This is a genomic window from Streptomyces sp. NPDC001904 (genome assembly GCF_040297005.1).
GTDB lineage: Bacteria > Actinomycetota > Actinomycetes > Streptomycetales > Streptomycetaceae > Streptomyces.
In genome coordinates, this window is sequence record NZ_JBEOYI010000001.1 from 125,077 (window position 1) to 145,515 (window position 20,439).

Annotated in this window: 19 protein-coding genes; 9 read left to right on the forward strand and 10 right to left on the reverse strand. The window is 72.2% G+C overall.

From position 1 onward, the window contains the following. Positions 1-186 precede the first annotated feature (186 nt). From pepN to ABT127_RS00560, 3 genes are all read right to left on the reverse strand, one after another. Positions 187-2,694 (reverse strand): aminopeptidase N, encoded by a 2,508-nt coding sequence (gene pepN / locus ABT127_RS00550; protein WP_351443642.1) that lies wholly within the window; start codon positions 2,692-2,694, stop codon positions 187-189. 134 nt (positions 2,695-2,828) lie between these two features. After that, positions 2,829-3,176, reverse strand: a complete 348-nt coding sequence (locus ABT127_RS00555; RefSeq protein ID WP_351443643.1) for a chorismate mutase — start codon at positions 3,174-3,176, stop codon at positions 2,829-2,831. 6 nt (positions 3,177-3,182) lie between these two features. After that, complete coding sequence (locus ABT127_RS00560; protein WP_351443645.1) at positions 3,183-4,070, reverse strand: helix-turn-helix domain-containing protein; 888 nt, start codon at positions 4,068-4,070, stop codon at positions 3,183-3,185. A 178-nt stretch (positions 4,071-4,248) separates the two neighbouring features. On the opposite strand from ABT127_RS00560, the gene ABT127_RS00565 reads away from it, so the two are divergent. Continuing rightward, positions 4,249-5,997, forward strand: a complete 1,749-nt coding sequence (locus ABT127_RS00565; RefSeq protein ID WP_351443646.1) for a glycoside hydrolase family 35 protein — start codon at positions 4,249-4,251, stop codon at positions 5,995-5,997. Between the two features lie 267 nt (positions 5,998-6,264). After that, positions 6,265-7,170, forward strand: a complete 906-nt coding sequence (locus ABT127_RS00570) for a hypothetical protein (protein WP_351443647.1) — start codon at positions 6,265-6,267, stop codon at positions 7,168-7,170. 31 nt (positions 7,171-7,201) lie between these two features. On the opposite strand, the gene ABT127_RS00575 is transcribed toward ABT127_RS00570, so the two are convergent. Further along, on the reverse strand, positions 7,202-8,131 hold the full coding sequence (locus tag ABT127_RS00575; RefSeq protein WP_351443648.1) for an SDR family oxidoreductase: 930 nt from the start codon (positions 8,129-8,131) through the stop codon (positions 7,202-7,204). A 1-nt stretch (position 8,132) separates the two neighbouring features. Further along, positions 8,133-8,882: an SDR family oxidoreductase gene (locus ABT127_RS00580; RefSeq protein WP_351443649.1), complete on the reverse strand. Its 750-nt coding sequence runs from the start codon at positions 8,880-8,882 to the stop codon at positions 8,133-8,135. An 86-nt stretch (positions 8,883-8,968) separates the two neighbouring features. On the opposite strand from ABT127_RS00580, the gene ABT127_RS00585 reads away from it, so the two are divergent. From ABT127_RS00585 to ABT127_RS00600, 4 genes are all read left to right on the forward strand, one after another. Continuing rightward, positions 8,969-9,754: an enoyl-CoA hydratase family protein gene (locus tag ABT127_RS00585; RefSeq protein ID WP_351443650.1), complete on the forward strand. Its 786-nt coding sequence runs from the start codon at positions 8,969-8,971 to the stop codon at positions 9,752-9,754. An 89-nt stretch (positions 9,755-9,843) separates the two neighbouring features. Further along, the gene (locus tag ABT127_RS00590) at positions 9,844-10,686 is read left to right on the forward strand and encodes a CoA transferase subunit A (RefSeq protein WP_351444037.1); all 843 of its coding nucleotides are present in this window, start codon (positions 9,844-9,846) and stop codon (positions 10,684-10,686) included. After that, complete coding sequence (locus ABT127_RS00595; RefSeq protein WP_351443651.1) at positions 10,683-11,450, forward strand: CoA-transferase subunit beta; 768 nt, start codon at positions 10,683-10,685, stop codon at positions 11,448-11,450. The genes ABT127_RS00590 and ABT127_RS00595 overlap by 4 nt, the downstream gene beginning before the upstream one ends. 32 nt (positions 11,451-11,482) lie before the next feature. Further along, a complete protein-coding gene (locus tag ABT127_RS00600; protein ID WP_351444038.1) occupies positions 11,483-12,532 on the forward strand; it encodes an NAD(P)H-dependent flavin oxidoreductase in 1,050 nt (349 codons plus the stop codon). Between the two features lie 31 nt (positions 12,533-12,563). On the opposite strand, the gene ABT127_RS00605 is transcribed toward ABT127_RS00600, so the two are convergent. The 5 genes from ABT127_RS00605 to ABT127_RS00625 form a co-directional block, all read right to left on the reverse strand. Further along, positions 12,564-14,180, reverse strand: coding sequence for a DEAD/DEAH box helicase (locus ABT127_RS00605; RefSeq protein WP_351443652.1), 1,617 nt, complete (start codon positions 14,178-14,180; stop codon positions 12,564-12,566). Positions 14,181-14,273: 93 nt separating this feature from the next. Then, positions 14,274-14,477, reverse strand: a complete 204-nt coding sequence (locus tag ABT127_RS00610; RefSeq protein WP_005318814.1) for a cold-shock protein — start codon at positions 14,475-14,477, stop codon at positions 14,274-14,276. A 179-nt stretch (positions 14,478-14,656) separates the two neighbouring features. Continuing rightward, complete coding sequence (locus ABT127_RS00615; RefSeq protein ID WP_351443653.1) at positions 14,657-15,814, reverse strand: acetyl-CoA C-acetyltransferase; 1,158 nt, start codon at positions 15,812-15,814, stop codon at positions 14,657-14,659. 50 nt (positions 15,815-15,864) lie between these two features. After that, positions 15,865-16,479 carry a TetR/AcrR family transcriptional regulator gene (locus ABT127_RS00620; RefSeq protein WP_351443654.1) on the reverse strand — a complete coding sequence of 205 codons (615 nt, stop codon included), beginning with the start codon at positions 16,477-16,479 and terminating at the stop codon, positions 15,865-15,867. A gap of 28 nt (positions 16,480-16,507) precedes the next feature. Then, complete coding sequence (locus ABT127_RS00625) at positions 16,508-17,290, reverse strand: SDR family oxidoreductase (RefSeq protein WP_351443655.1); 783 nt, start codon at positions 17,288-17,290, stop codon at positions 16,508-16,510. A 123-nt stretch (positions 17,291-17,413) separates the two neighbouring features. Here ABT127_RS00625 and ABT127_RS00630 point away from each other — a divergent pair, with 123 nt between their 5' ends. From ABT127_RS00630 to ABT127_RS00640, 3 genes are read left to right on the forward strand one after another with little or no spacing between them, the layout of a single operon-like run. Then, positions 17,414-18,286, forward strand: coding sequence for an enoyl-CoA hydratase (locus ABT127_RS00630; RefSeq protein WP_351443656.1), 873 nt, complete (start codon positions 17,414-17,416; stop codon positions 18,284-18,286). Next, entirely contained in the window at positions 18,286-19,425 is a 1,140-nt protein-coding gene (locus ABT127_RS00635) for an acyl-CoA dehydrogenase family protein (RefSeq protein ID WP_351444039.1), read from the forward strand. The genes ABT127_RS00630 and ABT127_RS00635 overlap by 1 nt, the downstream gene beginning before the upstream one ends. Next, positions 19,425-20,420: an acyl-CoA dehydrogenase family protein gene (locus tag ABT127_RS00640; protein ID WP_351443657.1), complete on the forward strand. Its 996-nt coding sequence runs from the start codon at positions 19,425-19,427 to the stop codon at positions 20,418-20,420. Before ABT127_RS00635 ends, ABT127_RS00640 begins: the two co-directional genes overlap by 1 nt. Positions 20,421-20,439: the final 19 nt, after the last annotated feature.

Genomic DNA, 20,439 nt, shown 5'->3' on the forward strand with positions numbered 1-20,439 from the left:
GAAGGGCACCCTAACGAGGGATGTGGCCTGTGGTGGCGGGAGTTGGTGTGGTATGGCCGCGCGGGGCGGGGCGGGAACGGACGCGCCCCCGGGTGCCGCTCGTGGCGGGCCGGGGGCGCGGGTGGTCGTGGGGCGCGGGGCTGTCGTGGGGCGCAGGGCTGTCGTGGGGCGCGGCGCTGTGTGGGGCTAGGGCTCCAGGGTCTCGCGGGCCTTCAGGACGCGTGTCAGGTCGTCGAGTTGGTCGGCGAGGCGGCGGCGCAGGGCCGGGGTGGGGTCGCCGTCGGCCAGGCACTGTTCGCCGAGGCGGAGGATGTCGGTGTCGACGGTGTGCTCGGGGAACGCGTAGCGGCCGACGGCGGCGGCGATGGCGGGGCCGCGCCGTTCGGCGAGGGCGGTGGCCTCGGTGAAGTAGCGGGGGACGTAGGAGCGCAGCAGGTCGGCCTGTTCGGGCTGCCAGAAGCCCTGGGCGGTGGCGGTGAACAGGTAGTTGGACAGGTCGCGGGCGGGGTCGGTGGGGAACAGGGCGTCCCAGGCGGCGGCCTTGGCCTGCGGGTCGGGCAGTGCGGCGTGGCAGCGGGCGGCGCCCTCCTGGCCGACGGCGCTGGGGTCGTGGGCGAGTTCGGCCTCGATGACGGCGTCGTCGACGGCGCCGAGGACGCTGAGGCGGCCGAGGATGCGCCAGCGCAGTTCGGGGTCGAGTTCGGGTCCGCCGGGCACGGCGCCAGAGTCGTACCAGTCGCGGATGACATCGGCGTACTGGGCGGCGTCGATGAGGTGGCGGACGGCGGTCAGGCGCAGGCCGGGGTGGCTGCCGTCCTCGGTGCGGCGGATGAGGGTCTCGCACAGGGTGGTGATGAGGGTGAGGGCGGCGGGGCGGTCGGCGGGGGCCGTGCAGCGGTCGGCGACCTGGGTGTGGGCGAAGGCGAGGACGCCCTGGACGACGGCGAGGTCGGTCTCGGCCGGCAGGTGGTCCTTGGCGGCCGCCAGGTAGGCGGCGGGTGCCAGTTGGCCGTCGCGGACCATGTCGCGCAGGGTGTTCCAGACGACGGCGCGGGTGAGGGGGTCGGGGATGCCGGACAGGCCGCGCAGGGCGGCTTGCTGGGAGGCCGTGTCGAGGCGGACCTTGGCGTAGGTGAGGTCCTGGTCGTTGGGGACGATCAGGGCGGGGCGGGTGCCGTGGAAGGTGCGGGGCGCGCCGGGCACGTCGACGTCGATGCGTTCGCGCAGGACGAGGGCGCGGTCGTCGGCGGGGTCGTGGTCGTAGAGGCCGACGGCGATGCGGTGCGGGCGGCTGCCCTGCCGGTCGACGGTGAAGGTCCAGCCGTCGCTGTCGGTGGTGCCGTGGCCGGCCCGGCCGGTGAGGGTGTCGACGCCGGTGGTGCGCAGCCAGATGTCGGCCCAGGCGTGGACGTCGCGGTCGGTGCCGGAGGCGAGCGACTCGATGAAGTCGGCGAGGGTGGCGTTGCCGAACTTGTGCCGTTCGAAGTGGGTGTTGATGCCGGCGAGGAAGTCCTTCTCGCCGAGCCAGGCGACGAGCTGGCGCAGTGCGGAGGCGCCCTTGGCGTAGGAGATGCCGTCGAAGTTGAGGAGGGCGGAGGCGGTGTCGGGGACGTCCTCGGGGGCGACGGGGTGGGTGGAGGGGCGCTGGTCGGCGTCGTAGCCCCAGGCCTTGCGGGAGATGCCGAAGTCGACCCAGGTGTCCTTGAAGCGGGTGGCTTCGGTGAGGGTCTGGTAGCCCATGTACTCGGCGAACGACTCGTTCAGCCAGATGTCGTCCCACCACTTCAGGGTGACGAGGTCGCCGAACCACATGTGGGCCATCTCGTGGGCGATCACCATGGCGCGCAGTTGGCGTTCGGTGTCGGTGACGGCGGAGCGGTAGACGAACTCGTCGCGGAAGGTGACCAGGCCGGGGTTCTCCATGGCGCCGGCGTTGAACTCGGGGACGAATGCCTGGTCGTAGGAGTCGAAGGGGTAGGGCTCGTCGAACTTCTCGTGGTAGCGGTCGTAGCACGCGCGCGTGGCGTCGAGGATCTCGTCGGCGTCGGCGTCGAGGTGGGGGGCGAGCGAGCGGCGGCAGTGCAGGCCGAAGGGGAGGCCGCGGTGTTCGGTGCGGATGGAGTGCCAGGGGCCTGCCGCGACGGCGACGAGGTAGGTCGACAGGAGCGGGGTCGTGGTGGCGCGCCATGTGCCGTCGCCGAGGTGTTCGGTGACGCCGTTGGCGAGGACGGTCCAGGTGTCGGGGGCGGTGACGGTGAGGTCGAAGACGGCTTTGAGGTCGGGCTGGTCGAACGCGGCGAAGACGCGCTGGACGTCGTCCATGAACAGCTGTGTGTAGACGTACGTCTCGCCGTCGGTGGGGTCGGTGAAGCGGTGCATGCCCTCGCCGGTGTGCGAGTAGCGCATGGCGGCGTCGAGGACGAGTTCGTGCTCGCCCGCGGTGAGTGCGGGAAGCGGCAGCCGGTTGTCGTCGAGGGTGGTGGGGTCGAGCGGCTGCCCGTCGAGGGTGACGGTGCGCAGCTCGGCCGGCTTGAGCTCGACGAAGGTGTCTCCCGCGGTGCGTGCGGTGAAGCGGATCGCGGTGCGGGAGTCGAAGGTGTCGGGGCCGCGGGTCAGGTCGAGGTCCACGGTGTAGTGGTGGACGTCGACGAGCTGGGCTCGGGTCTGCGCTTCGTCGCGCGTCAGTACGGGCATGGGGACATGCTGCCGTACGCCCCTGACGGTGCGCCCAGCCAGGGACGCGGGGACCGCCGCGACCAGCCACGACGGCGCCGCACTCGGCAACCGGGCCGAGGTCCCGGGCCCCGCTCCTCAATCCCCGCAGGGGCTCAGTCCGACTGCCCCGAACCGGCGGCGATCTGCTCGTGGTGCCGGATGACCTCGGAGATGATGAAGTTCAGGAACTTCTCGGCGAAGGCCGGGTCCAGTTTGGCGTTCTCGGCGAGCTGGCGCAGCCGTTCGATCTGGCGGGCCTCGCGGGCGGGGTCGGCCGGGGGCAGCGCGTGCTCGGCCTTGAGGTGGCCGACCTGCTGGGTGCATTTGAAGCGCTCGGCGAGCATGTGGACGACGGCGGCGTCGATGTTGTCGATGCTGTCGCGCAGCCGGTCGAGTTCGGCGCGGACGGCGGGATCGACTGCGGGCCGGGCCGTATCCGTCTGGGGATTGCTGGTGGTCATGACGGATCAGCCTACGTGGAGCATCGGCGGGTCGTCAGGGTCGGGGATCTTGTCCGACCAGCCGCCGGGGACGGCGCGGCCCTGCTGCTCGCGGAAGCGGACGGGTGCGGTGCCGACACGGCGGGTGAAGAGGCGGGAGAAGTAGGCGGGGTCGTCGTAGCCGACGCGGCGGGCGACGGCGGCGACGGGCAGTTCGGTGGCGGCGAGGAGTTCCTTGGCGCGGCCGAGCCGGATGCCGAGGAGGTAGTCCTTGGGGCTGCGGCCGGCCCCTCTGCGGACGGCGGTGCGCAGTTCGGCGGGGGTCATGCCGTGCCGGGCGGCGTGTTCGGCGACGGACAGCGGCTGGAAGGCGTCGCGGGCGAGCGCCTGGAGGACGGGGTCGCCGTCGGGGGCCATGTCGGCGCGGGCGCGGCGCAGGGCGACGAGGAGTTCGTGGACGGCGGCGCCGGTCTCGACCTCCAGGAGGGGGTTGCCGCGGCGGGCGGCGCGGGCGATGCGGCCGACGGCGGCGCGGGCCCCCGCGGCGTCGGAGAGGGGGACGACGGGCCGGTCGGGTTCGATGTAGCCGAGTTCGGTGTACGTGGCCGTGGCGGGTCCGGTGAAGTCGACGAAGCACTCGTCCCAGCCGGTGCCGGGGTCGGCGCCGTAGTGGTGGGGGCGGCCGGGGGTGAGCCAGATGAGGGCGGGTGCGGTGAGGGGGGTGCGGCGGCCGTCGGCGTCCTGGAACCAGCCGCTGCCCGCGGTGACGACGACGGCGACGTGGTGGTCGAGGGTGCGGGGGCCGACGCTGGGCAGCAGGCCGTGCTGGAGTCCGACGCCGAGGCAGACGAGGCCGAGCCGGTGGTGGGCGGGGCTGGGTGTGAAGTAGCGCATCCAGGTGTGGTACGCGGACATGGGCCCCTCCTGTGGTGTCCTGCGGTGTTCGCGCGGCGTCCCGTCTCCCCCGGGCCGCCTCTCCGGTGTCGTCGGCGGTCCAACAACAGCCGATCTTTGTCCATGGACCCGGTTGTCCGCCAGAGGTCACAGTGGCGGCCGGTGGGTGAGACGGCCCGCAGGCAAGAGGGAGCACGTGATGGCCGAGTTCAGGGTGGGCGAGGACGATTTCGAGGTGGACGGCCGGCCGGTGCGTCTGCTGTCGGGGGCGTTGCACTACTTCCGGGTGCACGAGGAGCAGTGGGCGCACCGGCTGCGGATGCTGCGGGCGATGGGCCTGAACTGTGTGGAGACGTACGTCCCGTGGAACCTGCACGAGCCGAGTCCGGGCGGGTTCGACGATGTGGCGGCGGTGGGGCGGTTCCTGGACGCGGCGCGGGAGGCGGGGCTGTGGGTGATCGTCCGGCCCGGCCCGTACATCTGTGCGGAGTGGGAGAACGGCGGGCTGCCGCACTGGCTGACCGGGCCCTTGGGGTCGCGGATCCGGACGCGGGATACGGAGTTCCTGTCCGCTGTGGAGCGCTGGTTCCGGGTGCTGCTGCCGTTCGTCGTGGAGCGGCAGATCGACCGGGGCGGTCCGGTGATCATGGTGCAGGTGGAGAACGAGTACGGCAGCTACGGCTCGGACGCCGCCTACCTGCGTTCCCTCGCCGACCTCCTGGTCGAGCTGGGGGTGAGCGTGCCGCTGTTCACGTCGGACGGGCCCGATGAGCACATGCAGTCGGGCGGTTCGATTCCGGGCGTGCTGGCGACCGCGAACTTCGGCTCGCGTGCGCGGGAGTCGTTCGCGACGCTGCGCAGGCATCGGCCGAAGGGGCCCTTGATGTGCGCGGAGTTCTGGTGCGGCTGGTTCGACCACTGGGGCGCGGAGCACACGGCGCGGGACGCGGGGGACGCGGCGCGGACGCTGGAGGAGATCCTGGCGTGCGGGGCGTCGGTGAACCTGTACATGGCGCACGGGGGGACGAGTTTCGGCGGCTGGGCGGGGGCGAACCGGGGTGGTGGCGCCCTGCACGTGGGTCCGCTGGAGGCGGATGTGACGTCGTACGACTATGACGCCCCGGTCGACGAGTTCGGCCGCCCGACGGAGAAGTTCTGGCTGTTCCGGGATGTGCTCGGCCGGTTCGCGGACGGGCCGCTGCCGGACGTGCCCCAGCAGCCCGCCGCGCTGTCGGCGCCCGTCGCGGCCGGTCTGCCGTCGTTCACGCCGCTCGACGGGGTGCTGGACGCGCTGGGCGGGCCGGAGGCGGAGCACGCCGTGCCGCCGTCGTTCGAGGAGCTGGACGTGGACCGTGGGCTCGTGCGGTACGCGGTGACGGTGCCCGGGCGGCGCGGGGCCTACGAACTGCGGGCGCAGGGGCTGCGGGATCTCGCGGTCGTGTACGTGGACGGGGAACGGGCCGGTGTGCTGACCGAGGAGGAGCCGGTGCTCGCCGCACAGGTGTCCGGGGACGCGCGCGTGGAGCTGTGGGCCGAGTCGCTGGGCCGGGTCAACTACGGGCCGCGCCTGGGCGAGTCGAAGGGGATCACGGGCGGCCTGATGCACGAACGGCAGTTCCTGCACGGGGTGCGGGCGCGGGGGCTGCGACTCGACGCGTTCACCGCGGAAACGGTGGCGGGGCTGCCGGACGCGACGCCGCGGGCGGGGGCGCGGGGCCTGTACCGGGGTGTGTTCGAGGTGTCCGGGGCCGGGGACGCGGCCCTGGAACTGCCGGGCTGGACACGGGGGTTCGTGTGGGTGAACGGCTTCTGTCTCGGCCGGTACTGGGCGGTGGGCCCGCAGGACTCGCTGTACGTTCCCGGTCCGGTGCTCCGCGAGGGCACGAACGAGGTGTGGGTCCTGGAGCTGGACCGGGCCGCCGATGAGGCCCGGGTCCGACTGACGTAGACGCCGGCTCGGCTCGTCGTCCGGCTGACGGCCGGTGGGGGCTTCTCGCGCGGTTCCCCGCGCCCCTGAGATGCGCACTTCGTGCGGCATCTCATCAGGGGAGGCGGCGCGAAGCGCCTGCCTCGGGGGCGCGGGGAACTGCGCGAGAAGCCCCCACCGGCCCGCAGGCGCGCTACAAGCGGAACCCTGCAGACGAAGCGGCGCGCGCCGCCGTACCCTGAGAACGCCGGGCCCGGGCACGGGCCCCGGAGGCACCAGGGGGTGCACGTGGCGAACGGCGGCCCGGTGAGACACGGCTACCCGCATCTGGAGACCGTGCGGTCGGCGATCACCGCACTGTACAAACGCCTCTCCTACGACACCGTGCACACCTTCGCGACCAGCGTCGCCCCGGTGGACGTGGCCTTCTGCGACCAGGACGACCTGCACATGGGAGCGCAGCGGGTGGCGCACGAACTGGTGCGGCACTACCACCTCCCGGACGCGCGGATGATCGTGAGCTTCCGGAAGATGGAGCACGCGGCGAGTGTGGAACTGGCGGCCGGACCCGAGTACTTCATCGACCTGAACGACCGCTTCCGCACGCACCGCAGGGACATCGGGGCGGCGCTCGCGCACGAGATCATGCATGTGTACCTGCACCGGCTCGACCTCTCCTTTCCGGGGACGCGGGACAACGAGATCCTCACGGACGCCGCCGCGACCTACCTGGGTGCGGGCTGGCTGCTGCTGGACGCCTATCGCGAGGACGCGGCGTCGTCGCAGAAGCTGGGCTATCTGACACCGGAGGAGTTCGGGTACGTGCTGGCGAAACGGTCACTGGCGTTCGGCGAGGCACCGGAGACCTGGTTCACCAGTCCGCAGGCGTACACGGCGTACACCAAGGGCTTGGCGCAGGCCCGTCTCGACGAGCAGCAGCCTCCGCTGACGGCCGCCGGCTGGGCCGGCCGGCGACGGTACGCCAAGGACCGGCGCTCCGCGCAGGCCCACGGGGCGCGGGGTCCGGTGCCCGCGGGTCCCTACGCGTTCTCGACGGACGGATCGCCGGGGGGCGACGGACTGCGGGTGGCGTTCCCGTGCCCGACATGCCATCAGCGGATCCGCGTTCCGGTCCGGGGGCGGGTCCGGGCCCGGTGCGGGCTGTGCCGGACGGTCCTGGAGTGCGACACGTGACGGACGGACGACGGCGGCGCGGCGCTCCCCTTCAGGCGCCGTACACCTCCCCCGGCACGGCGGCCCGCCCCAGAAGCTCCCGTGCCGCCTCCCCCGCGCCCGCCGGAGTCCAGCGTTCCCCCTTGTCGATCGTCGGGCCGGACCGCCAGCCCTCCATGACGGTGATACGCCCGGCCTCCACCTCGAAGACCCGTCCCGTCACCCCGTCGCTGGCTGCCCCGGAACCGAGCCACACCACGAGCGGCGACACGTTCTCCGGGGCCATCGCGTCGAACGTCCCTTCGCCGGGCGCGGCCATCGTCTCGGCGAACGTGGCCTCCGTCATCCGGGTCCGCGCGGCCGGCGCGATCGCGTTGACCTGGACTCCGTACCGTCCCATCTCCGCCGCGGCGACGAGGGTCAGTCCCAGGATTCCCGCCTTGGCCGCGCTGTAGTTCCCCTGCCCGACCGAACCCAACAGTCCTGCTCCGGACGAGGTGTTGACGACGCGTGCCGCCGGCGTCCGGCCCGCCTTGGCCTCCGCCCTCCAGTAGGCGGCGGCGTGCTGGAGCGGCAGGAAGTGCCCCTTGAGATGGACCCGCATCACGGCGTCCCAGTCGTCCTCGGCGAGGTTCACCAGCATCCGGTCCCGCAGGAACCCGGCGTTGTTCACCAGGGTGTCCAGGCGCCCGAATCCGTCGACGGCCGCCGCGACCAGCGAGGCGGCGCCCTGCGCGGTCGCTATGTCACCGCCGTGCGCGAGCGCCCGGCCTCCCGCGGCCCGTATCTCCTCGACCACCTGCGCGGCGGGACTGTCGGACGCGGGCGCTCCGTCGAGCCCCACGCCCAGGTCGTTCACCACGACCTTCGCCCCCTCCGCCGCGTAGGCGAGGGCGTGTGCGCGGCCGAGCCCCCGTCCCGCTCCGGTCACCGCGACCACTCGCCCCGCGCACAGCCCCGCACTGTCACCCGTGTCCGTCATCTCAGGCCTCCTTGTTGACCGTTGCGGCATCCAGGAACGCGGGGCGCTCCCCGCCACCGTGCACGAGCAGGCTCGCACCGGTGATGTACGCGGCCGCGTCCGACGCGAGGAACACGGCCGCCTCCCCTATCTCGCGCGGCTCCGCCAGCCGGCCGAGGGGCACGGTGGCGCCGACGGCGGCGATGCCGTCCTCGTCGCCGTAGTGCAGCGCGGAGAGTTCGGTGCGCACCATGCCGAGCACCAGCGTGTTCACCCGTATCCGCGGCGCCCATTCCACGGCCATGGTCCGCGCCAGACTGTCCAGGCCCGCCTTCGCCGCGCCGTAGGCCGCCGTGCCCGGCGAGGGGCGGGTGCCGCTCACACTGCCGATCATCACGATCGATCCGTGCGCGGCCGCGAGCTGCTCGCGGGCGGCGAGGGAGGCGGTCAGCGGCGCCGTCAGGTTCAGCTCGATCACCCGGGCGTGCCGCTCGGCGTCGCTCTCGCCGAGCAGGCGGTAAGGGGTCCCGCCCGCGTTGTTGACCAGCACGTCGACCCGGTCCAGCTGGGTGAACATCTCGCCCACGGCCGCGGCGTCCCGCAGATCCACGGACACGAACCGGCATCCCTCCAGCGGGACTTCGGGTGGTCTTCTGGCGCACACCACGACCCGCGCCCCGGTCCGCGCGAACGCCCCCGCGATCCCGGCGCCCACTCCCCTCGTACCGCCTGTCACCACCACTGTTCGCCCGCTCAGATCCGTCCTGTCCATCCCAGCACCCATTCCCTGGAATCCCGCTGCCTGCTACCGTCGTCGTCGTACCAAACAAACGTTAGGTGGAAAGGTAGCTGAACGCCATGGGTGTCTCCACCTCCTCACCCGAAAAGGGGATCGCGGTCGTCACGGTCGACTTCCCTCCGGTCAACGCGCTGCCGGTGCGGGGCTGGTACGACCTGGCGGACGCGGTGACCGCCGCCGGCCGCGACCCGGACATCACCTGCGTGGTACTCGCCGCCGCCGAGGACTGCCGTGGGTTCAGCGCGGGCGTGGACATCAAGGAGATGCAGCGGGAGACCGCGTCCGCGTCCGGCGGACCGGGCGGCCACACCGCCCTGATCGGCGCGAACCGCGGCTGCTACGAGGCGTTCTCGGCGGTGTACCGGTGCGAGGTCCCGGTGATCGCCGCGGTCGCCGGGTTCTGCCTGGGCGGCGGCATCGGACTGGTGGGGAACGCGGACGCGATCGTGGCCAGCGACGACGCCACCTTCGGCCTCCCCGAGCTGGACCGCGGCGCGCTCGGCGCCGCCACCCACCTCTCCCGCCTGGTCCCCCAGCACCTGATGCGCGCGCTCTTCTACACCTCGCGCACCGCCACCGCGGCCGAACTGCACGCCCACGGCTCGGTGTGGAAGGTCGTTCCGAGACCCGGCCTCCACGAGGCGGCGATGGAGCTGGCCCGTGAGATAGCCCGCAAGGACGGCTACCTCATCCGCCTGGCGAAGGCCGCGCTCAACGGCATCGACCCCGTCGACGTCCACCGCAGCTACCGCTTCGAGCAGGGCTTCACCTTCGAGGCCAATCTCAGCGGGGTCGCCGACCGCGTACGCGACACGTTCGGACAGGCCGGACAGGAGACCGACTGACGATGCCCGACACGACAGACGCCACAGACACGACGGACAGCACAGGAACGGCACGGGCAGCGGACGCGGCGCCCGGTCCTGACAAGAGGATGTCACCCGAGGAGGTCGTCGCCCGGCTGCGCAGCGGCATGACGATCGGCATCGGCGGCTGGGGCTCGCGCCGCAAGCCCATGGCGCTGGTGCGCGCACTGCTGCGCAGCGACATCACGGATCTGACCGTCGTCTCGTACGGCGGCCCCGACGTGGGGATGCTCGCCGCGGCGGGCAGGATCCGCAAGCTGGTCGCCGCGTTCGTCACGCTCGACTCCATCCCTCTCGAGCCCCACTTCCGGGCGGCGCGCCAGCGGGGCGCGTTCGAGCTGATGGAGGTCGACGAGGCGATGTTCATGTGGGGGCTGCACGCGGCGGCGAACCGGCTGCCGTTCCTCCCGGTCCGCGCGGGCCTCGGCTCGGACGTCATGCGGGTCAATCCGGAGCTGCGGACGGTCGTCTCGCCGTACGAGGACGGGGAGACGTTCGTCGCGATGCCCGCCCTGCGCCTGGACGCGGCGCTGGTCCACGTGAACCGCGCGGACCGCGCGGGAAACGGCCAGTACCTGGGCCCCGACCCGTACTTCGACGACCTGTTCTGCGAGGCGGCCGACACGGCGTACGTCTCCTGCGAGCGGATCGTCGACCCCGCGGACGGCTTCGGGAAGGACGTCGTGCCGCAGTCGCTGCTGGTGAAGCGGCATGCGGTCACCGGTGTCGTCGAGACGCCGAACGGCGCGCACGGCACGTCCTGCGCCCCGGACTACGACCGGGACGAGGCGTTCCAGAAGCTGTACGCGACGACCCCCTGGCCGGATTTCGCGGCCCGTTTCCTGCCGCGGGACGGCGACGAGAAGCAGTACCAGTCCGCCGTACAGGCCTGGCGCGAGGAGCAGAAGTGACCACGTCCGCAGCCACATCCGCAGCTGTCGTCACCCGGGCCGAGTACTGCGTGATCGCCTGCGCCGAGGCCTGGCGGGACAACGGGGAGGTATTGGCCAGCCCCATGGGCCTGATCCCGTCGATCGGGGCGCGGCTGGCCAAGCGGACCTTCGCGCCGGAGCTGATGCTCACCGACGGGGAGGCGATGCTGGTCGGTCTCGACGGCTCACCGGAGGGCTGGCTTCCGTACCGTCAGCATCTGGCGATGGTCACCGGCGGCGACCGGCACGTGATGATGGGCGCGAGCCAGCTCGACCGGTTCGGCAATCAGAACATCTCGTGCATCGGCGACTGGAGCCGTCCCGACCGGCAGTTGCTCGGGGTGCGCGGAGCGCCCGTCAACACGCTGAACAATCCGGTGAGTTACTGGGTGCCCAAGCACAGTACGCGCGTGTTCGTCGAGAAGGTCGACATGATCAGCGGGGTGGGCTACGACAGCGCGGCCGCCGCGGGCCCCTCGGCCACCCGGTACCACCGCCTGCCGCGCGTGGTCACGAATCTGGCCGTCCTCGACTTCGCGACGCCGGACCACTCGATGCGGCTGGCGTCCGTGCATCCGGGCGTCACGGTCGAGGAGGTGCGGGAGGCCACCGGATTCACGCTGGCGGTGCCGGAGAGCGGCGAGGTGCCGTTCACCCGGGAGCCGACGGCCGCGGAGCTGCGGCTGATCCGTGAGGTCATCGACCCGAAGGACACGCGCGAGCGCGAGGTCAGGTCCGTATGAGCGACGTCGGGCCCGCGCGGGCCGCGTTCACGATCCCCACCGCGTTCACGAAGCTCACCGGTGTGCGCCATCCTCTCGTGCAGACCGGGATGGGCTGGGTGGCGGGCCCCCGCCTGGTGTCCGCGGCGGCGAACGCGGGCGCGCTCGGCGTCCTCGCCTCCGCGACGATGACGCTGGACCAACTCCGCGCCGCGGTGCGGGAGGTGAAGTCCCGCACGGACCAGCCGTTCGGTGTCAATCTGCGGGCCGACGCGGGTGATGCGCGCGAGCGGGTCGCAGTGATCGTGGCCGAAGGGGTGAAGGTGGCCTCGTTCGCGCTCGCGCCGTCCCGCGAGCTGATCGCCGAGCTGAAGGACGCGGGGGTCGTCGTGATCCCCTCCGTCGGCGCGCGCCGGCATGCCGAGAAGGTCGCCGCGTGGGGCGCCGACGCGGTGATCGTGCAGGGCGGGGAGGGCGGTGGTCACACCGGAGAGGTGGCGACGTCCGTGCTTCTTCCGCAGGTGGTGGACGCTGTCGACATACCGGTGGTCGGCGCGGGCGGTTTCCGTGACGGGCGGGGGCTGGTCGCGGCGCTCGCCTACGGGGCGGCGGGGATCGCGATGGGGACGCGTTTCCTGCTGACCTCCGACTCCACCGTGCCGGACGCGGTGAAGGCGAAGTACCTGGCGGCGGGCGTCAAGGACGTGACGGTGACGACGGCCGTGGACGGGCTGCCCCACCGCATGCTCCGTACCGAGCTGGTCGACTCCCTGGAGAACAGCGGTCGTTCACGCGCGCTGCTGCATGCCGTCCGGCGTGCCGCCGCTTTCCGGAAGCTGTCCGGCCTGAGCTGGCCGCAGATGGTGCGGGACGGGCTCGCCATGAAGCACGGCAAGGACCTCAGCTGGAGCCAGGTCCTGCTCGCCGCCAACACCCCGATGCTTTTGAAGGCGTCCATGGTCGAGGGCCGCACCGACCTGGGCGTCATGGCGTCGGGTCAGGTCGCCGGGGTGATCGAGGACCTGCCCAGCTGCGCGGAGCTGGTGACCCGGGTGATGTCCGAGGCCCGGCAGGCGCTCATCACCCTGCCTGCGCCGGGGTGATGAGCGTTCTGCCGTACCGCTGAACGGCTGGTCAGGCGGCGGCCTGTCGCGGGCCGCGGCCGCGGCGGTTGCCGCCCGTGGTCGACCCGGATGCGGCCTTGGCGGCACCGGCCGCGCCGCCGCCCGAGCGGCGTCGGGCGCCGCCCGTGGCGGCACCGGCGGCCTTCGTCCCGCCCGCGGAGCGCTGGCGCTGCTGCGGCTGGCGCTGCTGTCCCTCGGCGGCGGCCGGCTTGCCCGCGCCACCGGCGCGCGAACCGCGCGAGCGGCGCGACCGGCGGGGCTTCGACGCGTCGCCCGCCGGGGCCACGGGCTCCGGGACGGCGATGGTCACGGCGACACCGGACGGCTCACGGGCACCGGTGATCTTCACCAGCTCCTCGTCCGTGGAGCGGACCTGGGTGGTGGTCGGCCGGATCCCCGCGTGCTGCATCAGGCGCTGCATCTCGCGCTTCTGCTCGGGGAGCACGAGCGTGACGACGCTGCCGGACTCACCGGCGCGGGCGGTACGGCCGCCGCGGTGCAGGTAGTCCTTGTGCTCGGTGGGCGGGTCGACGTTGACCACGAGGTCGAGGTCGTCGACGTGGATGCCGCGCGCGGCGACGTTCGTGGCGACGAGCGCGGTGACGCGGCCGTCCTTGAACTGCTCCAGGGTGCGGTTGCGCTGCGGCTGGCTGCGGCCGCCGTGCAGCGGGGCGGCGAGCACACCGCTGGCGAGCAGCCGCTTGGCGAGCCGGTCGGCGGAGCGCTTGGTGTCGACGAAGAGGATGACGCGCCCGTCGCGGGCGGCGATCCGGGCCGTGACGGCCTTCTTGTCGGTCTCGTCCTGCACGTGCAGGACGTGGTGCTCCATGGTGGTGACGGCGCCGGCCGACGGGTCCACGGAGTGCACGACGGGGTCGGTGAGGAACTGCTTGACGAGCCGGTCCACGTTGCGGTCGAGCGTCGCCGAGAACAGCATCGTCTGTCCGCCGGGCGCGACCTGCTTGAGGAGCGCGGTGACCTGGGGCATGAATCCCATGTCGGCCATCTGGTCGGCCTCGTCGAGCACCGTGATGCGGACCTGGCCGAGCGCCGCGTCGCCGCGCTCGATGAGGTCCTTGAGGCGGCCGGGGGTGGCGACGACGACCTCGGCGCCGCGGCGCAGTTGGCCCGCCTGCCGGGAGATCGACATGCCTCCGACGACGGTCGCCATCCGGAGGTGGAGCGCGGTCGCGTAGGGGGTGAGGGCGTCGGTGACCTGCTGCGCGAGTTCACGCGTGGGGACGAGGACCAGGGCGAGCGGGGTCTTCGGCTCGGCCTTGCTGCCGGCCGTGCGGGCGAGCAGCGGGAGCCCGAAGGCGAGCGTCTTGCCGGAGCCGGTGCGGCCGCGGCCGAGCAGGTCGCGTCCGGCGAGGGAGTTGGGGAGCGTCGCCGCCTGGATGGGGAACGGCGCGGTGACGCCCTGCGCACCCAGCGTCTTCAGGAGGGCGGCGGGCATGTCGAGGTCGGCGAAGTCCGCGACCGGCGGCAGTGCCGGAGTGGTGTTCTCCGGCATGGTGAACTCGCGCGGCGGCGTGGGCTGTTGCCTGCGCTGCTGCTCGGGGGCGCGACGCTTGCCCGCCGCGGGACGAGGGGTGCGGCGGCGGGACGGACGGGCGGAGCTGGTCATGCGGCAGGCCTTCCGGGGACGGGGACAGCATGAGCCGGGGCCCGCACCGACAGCGGTGCGGACCCCGGCCCGGAAATGCTCGATCAGGGGAGATCAGGCGGGGAGGATGTTCTCCGCCTGGGGGCCCTTCTGACCCTGGGTGACGTCGAAGGTCACCTTCTGGCCCTCCTGGAGCTCACGGAAGCCCGAGGTGGCGATGTTCGAGTAGTGGGCGAAGACGTCGGCGCCGCCGCCGTCCTGCTCGATGAAGCCGAAGCCCTTTTCCGAGTTGAACCACTTCACGGTACCGGTGGCCATGTCATTCTCCTTGAACAGGTAGCAGCCCCCATTCCGAGAACGCTCATGAGAACGCCGGATTCCGGGAACACACCCCGGAAAACAATAATGCGCCTGAGGAACATTCCCGTCAGGCGCACATAAAGTCTATGGGTACCAAAACTGCAACGCTTAGACCTTAGCACGGCCGACGTGGATCTTCACAGTCGCTCGATGATCGTCACGTTGGCCTGGCCTCCGCCCTCGCACATGGTCTGCAGGCCGTAGCGTCCACCGGTGCGCTCCAGCTCGTGGAGCAGGGTGGTCATCAGCTTCACGCCGGTCGCGCCGAGCGGGTGGCCGAGGGCGATCGCCCCGCCGTTCACATTCACCCTCGCCGGGTCGGCGCCGGTCTCCTTCAGCCAGGCGAGGACGACGGGCGCGAACGCCTCGTTGATCTCGACCAGGTCCATGTCGGCGATGCTCATGCCGGTCTTCTTCAGGGCGTACGCGGTCGCGGGGATCGGCGCGGACAGCATGCGGATGGGGTCCTCGCCGCGTACGGAGAGGTGGTGGACGCGGGCACGGGGAGTCAGGCCGTGCTCACGGACCGCGTGCTCGGAGGCGATGAGGAGGGCGGCGGCGCCGTCGGAGACCTGGGAGGAGCACGCGGCGGTGATGGTGCCGCCGTCGACGACCGGCTTCAGGGCGGCCATCTTCTCCAGGGTGGTGTCGCGGCGCGGTCCCTCGTCGACGGTCACGTCCCCGTAGACGACGGTCTCGCGCCCGAAGCGGCCCTCGTCGATGGCGCGCAGCGCGCGCTGATGGGACTGCAGGGCCCATTCTTCCTGGTCACGGCGGGTGATCCCCCACTTCTGGGCGATCAGCTCGGCGCCGTGGAACTGGTTCACCGGCTGGGTGCCGTAGCGGGCGCGCCAGCCCTCGCTGCCGAGGTAGGGGCCGTCGGTGAGGCCGAGGGGTTCGGCGGCCTGCCGGGAGGCGAAGGCGATGGGGATCTTCGTCATGTTCTGCACGCCGCCCGCGACGACGAGGTCCTGGGTGCCGGAGAGCACGCCCTGGGCGGCGAAGTGCAGGGCCTGCTGGGAGGAGCCGCACTGCCGGTCGACGGTGACTCCGGGCACCTCCTCGGGGAGGCCGGCCGCGAGCCAGCAGGTGCGGGCGATGTCGCCTGCCTGGGGGCCCACGGTGTCTAGGCAGCCGAAGACGACGTCCTCGACGGCGGCCGGGTCGACGCCGGTGCGGGTGACGAGTTCCTTGAGGACGTGGGCGCCCAGGTCGGCCGGGTGGACGCCCGAGAGGCCTCCCTTGCGCCGTCCGACGGGTGTGCGGACCGCTTCGACGATGTAGGCCTCGGCCATGACGGAACCCTTCCGTGTCTGGTGCGCTGCGGGTCTGTGGACCCGTACGGCTAGGTCGGCCGTACGGCGATGCCGTCCAGCACCATCGAGAGGTACTGGCGGGCGATCTCCTCGGGGCTGTGCTGTCCGCCGGGCCGGTACCAGGACGCGGCGACCCATACGGTGTCGCGGACGAACCGGTAGGTGAGGCGGATGTCGAGATCGGCGCGGAAGCTGTTGTTCTCGACCCCGCGCTCCAGGGTCGTCAGCCACGCTTTTTCGAACTTGCGCTGGGATGCCGCGAGGAATTCGAAGCGCTCCTGCACGGCGAGGTGTTTGGCCTCTTTCTGGTAGATCGCGACGGCGGCGCGGTGCCGGTCGATCTCCCGGAAGGACTCGGTGACGAGGGCCTCCAGGGTTTCCCTGGGCCCGTGTTCGGCTTCGAGTACGGAGTCGTAGCCGGACCACAGCTCGTCGAGGAAGGACCGCAGGATCTCCTCGAGCATCGATTCCTTGGAGTCGAAGTGGTAGTAGAGGCTGCCGGCGAGCATGCCCGCCTGATCGGCGATCTTGCGGACGGTGGTGGCGTTGTAGCCCTGGGCCGCGAAGACCTCCGCGGCGGTGTCGAGGAGTTCTCGGCGCCGCTCGGGCGATGCGGTCACCTGGGGCTTCTTCTTCGTAGGCACGCGACCATTGTGGTCCTCGTCGGATCGGTCATGGGTGCTGGCTGCTCACCGAGACGGTCTCGCCCGTCATGTACGAGGAGTAGCCGGAGGCGAGGAACACGATCACATTGGCGACCTCCCACGGCTCGGCGTATCTGCCGAAGGCCTCCTTGTGCGTCAGCTCCGCCAGCAGCTCGGGCGAGGTGACCTTCACCAGGTGGGGGTGCATGGCGAGGCTGGGCGACACCGCGTTCACCCGGACTCCGTACGCGGCCGCTTCCACGGCGGCGCAGCGGGTCAGCGCCATGACGCCCGCCTTGGCCGCCGCGTAGTGGGCCTGGCCCTCCTGGGCGCGCCAGCCCACCACCGAGGCGTTGTTGACGACGACGCCCGTGCGGCCGGTGTCGCGGTAGGCGCGCAGGGCGGCCCGGGTGCAGCGGAACGTGCCGTTGAGCGTCACGTCCAGGACCTTGCTCCACTGCTCGTCGGTCATGTCGACGAGGGCCGAAGTGCCGCCCAGTCCGGCGTTGTTGACGACGATGTCGAGTCCGTCGTGCAGGTCGTGGGCGCGGGCGAAGAGGGCGGCGACCTGCTCCTCGTCGGTGACGTCGCAGGGCAGTGACGCCACCTGCGAGGCGCCGAACTCCTCGGCGAGCGCCTGCTCGGACTCCTTGAGGCGACGGGCGTGCGCGTCGCTGATGAGGACGCGGGCGCCCTCCTCCAGGAATCTGCGGGCGGTGGCGCCGCCGATGCCGGCCCCGGCGGCCGCGGTGATCACGGCGGTGCGGCCGGCGAGCAGGTCGTGCGCCGGTTCGTATGCGGGGGTGGTCATGTCCGTGCCTCCTCGACTGGCCGTCTGCCGGGCGGTCGAGCGGATCTTTCGCCGGGAGACTCTCGACGCCGCTCGTGCCGCTACGGTAACCTACCAAACACTTGTTAGGGAAGGATGGCTCCGATGCCCGGACCAGACACCGACGCCGTACCGCCCGTTCTGTACGAGGTCAGGGGCCCGGTCGCGCATGTGACGCTGAACCGGCCGCGGTATCGCAACGCCCAGAATTCCGCGCTGACCTACGCCCTGGACGAGGCCTTCTACCGCGCCTCGGCGGACTCCGGGGTCAAGGTCGTGGTGCTCGCGGGCGCGGGCGAGCACTTCTCGGCCGGGCACGACATCGGCACCCCGGAGCGGGACGCGCACCTGCCGTTCGAGCGGCGCGCGGGACTGTGGTGGGACCACTCCGACAAGGAGGGCGCGGAGTCCCGGTTCGCGCGGGAGTCGGAGGTGTATCTGGGCATGTGCCGCCGCTGGCGGGAGCTGCCCAAGCCGGTGATCGCCTCGGTGCACGGGGCGTGCGTGGCGGGCGGGTTGATGCTGGCGTGGGTGTGCGACCTGATCGTGGCGAGCGAGGACGCGTTCTTCGCGGACCCGGTGGTGCGGATGGGGATACCGGGCGTCGAGTACTTCGCGCACCCGTGGGTGATGCCACCGCGGATCGCGAAGGAGTTCCTGTTCACGGGCGGCCGGATGAGCGCGCGGCGCGCGTACGAGGTGGGGATGGTGAACAAGGTGGTGCGGCGGGCCGATCTCGGTGCGGAGACGGAGGAGTTGGCGCGGCGGGTGGCCGAGATGCCGAGGCTGGGTCTCGCCCTGGCCAAGCGTGCGGTGAACCAGGCGGAGGACCTGCAAGGACTGCAGACGGGCATGGACTCGGTGTTCGGCCTGCACCACTTGGCGCACGCGCACAACGCGGAGACGGCGGCCGACTCCCTGGGCGGCATGGACGTGCGGGCGATGAAGCGGGCCGGGGCCGGAAGGGCGGGTGCGTGATGGATCTGGACTTCACCGCGGACGAGGACGGGTTCCGCGCCGAGGCGCGCACATGGCTGGCGGCGCACGTCCCGGCCGAGCCGCTGCCCTCCCTGGAGACGGAGGAGGGGTTCGCCGCGCACCGCGCGTGGGAGGCCGAGCTGTCCGCGGACCGCTGGTCGGTGGTGTCGTGGCCCGAGGAGTTCGGGGGCCGCGGTGTCGACATCTTCAAGTGGCTCGTCTTCGAGGAGGAGTACTACGCGGCGGGCGCCCCGGGCCGGGTCTCGCAGAACGGCATCAATCTCCTCGCCCCCACCCTCTTCGACCATGCGACGGACGAGCAGCGGGCGCGGGTGCTGCCGTCGATGGCGAGCGGTGAGGTGATCTGGGCGCAGGCCTGGTCGGAGCCGGAGGCGGGCTCGGATCTGGCGTCCCTGCGGTCGCGGGCGGTGCGCACGGACGGCGGCTGGCTGCTGCGCGGGCAGAAGACGTGGTCGTCGCGGGCCGCGTTCGCGGACCGGGCGTTCGGCATCTTCCGCACGGATCCTGACACGCCCAAGCCGCACCAGGGCCTCACGTATCTGATGTTCGATCTGCGCGCGCCCGGTGTCACGGTCCGCCCGATCGGCAGGCTCGACGGCAGACCGGCCTTCGCCGAGCTGTTCCTGGACGATGTGTTCGTGCCGGACGAGGACGTGATCGGCGAGCCCGGCCGGGGCTGGCGCATCGCGATGTCGACGACGGGGAACGAGCGGGGGCTGACCCTGCGCTCCCCCGGCCGTTTCCTCGCCTCCGCCGAGAGGCTGTCGCGGCTGTGGCGGGAGCGCGGCGCGGACCCGGCGGTGCGCGACCGGGTGGCGGACGCGCTGATCGGGGCGCGCGCGTACCAGCTGTTCACGTATGCCAACGCGTCGCGGTTCGCGGCGGGCGAGCAGATCGGTGCCGAGTCGAGCCTGAACAAGGTGTTCTGGTCGGAGTACGACATAGCGCTGCACGAGACGGCGCTCGATCTGCTCGGGTCGGACGGGGAGTCGGCGGCCGGCGAGTGGGCCGAGGGGTACGTCTTCTCGCTGGCGGGCCCGATCTACGCGGGGACGAATGAGATACAGCGCGACATCATCGCCGAGCGTCTGCTCGGCCTGCCGAAGGGGCGCCGCTGATGAGGTTCCTGCTGGACGCGGAGCAGGCCGAGTTCGGGCGCACCCTCGACCGGATGCTGGGCGCGGCGGACACCCCGTCGGCGGTCCGCGCATGGGCGGCGGGTGAGCCGGGTCCGGGCCGGGAGCTGTGGTCGCGGATCGCGGAGGCCGGCGTCTTCGCTCTCGCCGTGCCCGGGAGTCACGACGGCATGGGTCTGCTTCCGGTCGAACTGGCTCTGGCGTATGTGGAGCTGGGACGGCATGCGGTGCCGGGCCCGGTCGTGGAGACCGCGGCCGCGGCCGTGCTGCTGGCCGGTCTGCCGGAGGAGGGCGGGGCCGCGAAGGAGTGGCTGCCGAGGATCGCCGACGGCCGGGCCGTGGTGTCGCTGGGCGCGGAGCCCGATGCGCTCGTGCTGGACGCGGATGTCGCGGACGCGGTGTTCGTCGCGGCGGGCTCCGAGGTGCGGTGTGCCACGGTGCGGGGGGCGAGCGTGGCGTCCGCCGATCCGGCGCGGCGGCTGTTCCGGATCGAGGCCGGTGAGGTCGTCGCGGAGGATGCGGCCTCGGCCGTGGCGCGGGCCACCGATCTGGCCGCGCTGCTCACTGCCGCGCAGTCGCTCGGGGTCGGCCTCGAACTGCTGCGCAGAACCGTCGAGTACGTGGGGCAGCGCGAGCAGTTCGGGGTGCCGATCGGCTCGTTCCAGGCGGTCAAGCACCGGCTGGCGGACGCGCTGCTCGGCCTGGAGTTCGCGCGGCCGCTGGTGTTCGGGGCGGCGCTGGCCCTGGCGGGCCGGGACACCGTCGCCTCCGGAGCGGGGAAGGATGTGGCGGCGGCCAAGGTGGCGGCGGGTGAGGCGGCGTACCGGGCAGCCCGGGCGGCTCTGCAACTGCACGGCGCGGTGGGTTACACGGAGGAGCTGGATCTGTCGTTGTGGCTGCGGAAGGCGCGGCCGTTGCGGGATGCGTGGGGGACGCCGGCGCGGTGCCGGGCGCGGGTGCTGGCACAGGGGCGATGAAGGGCCGGTCCGCCCCTGA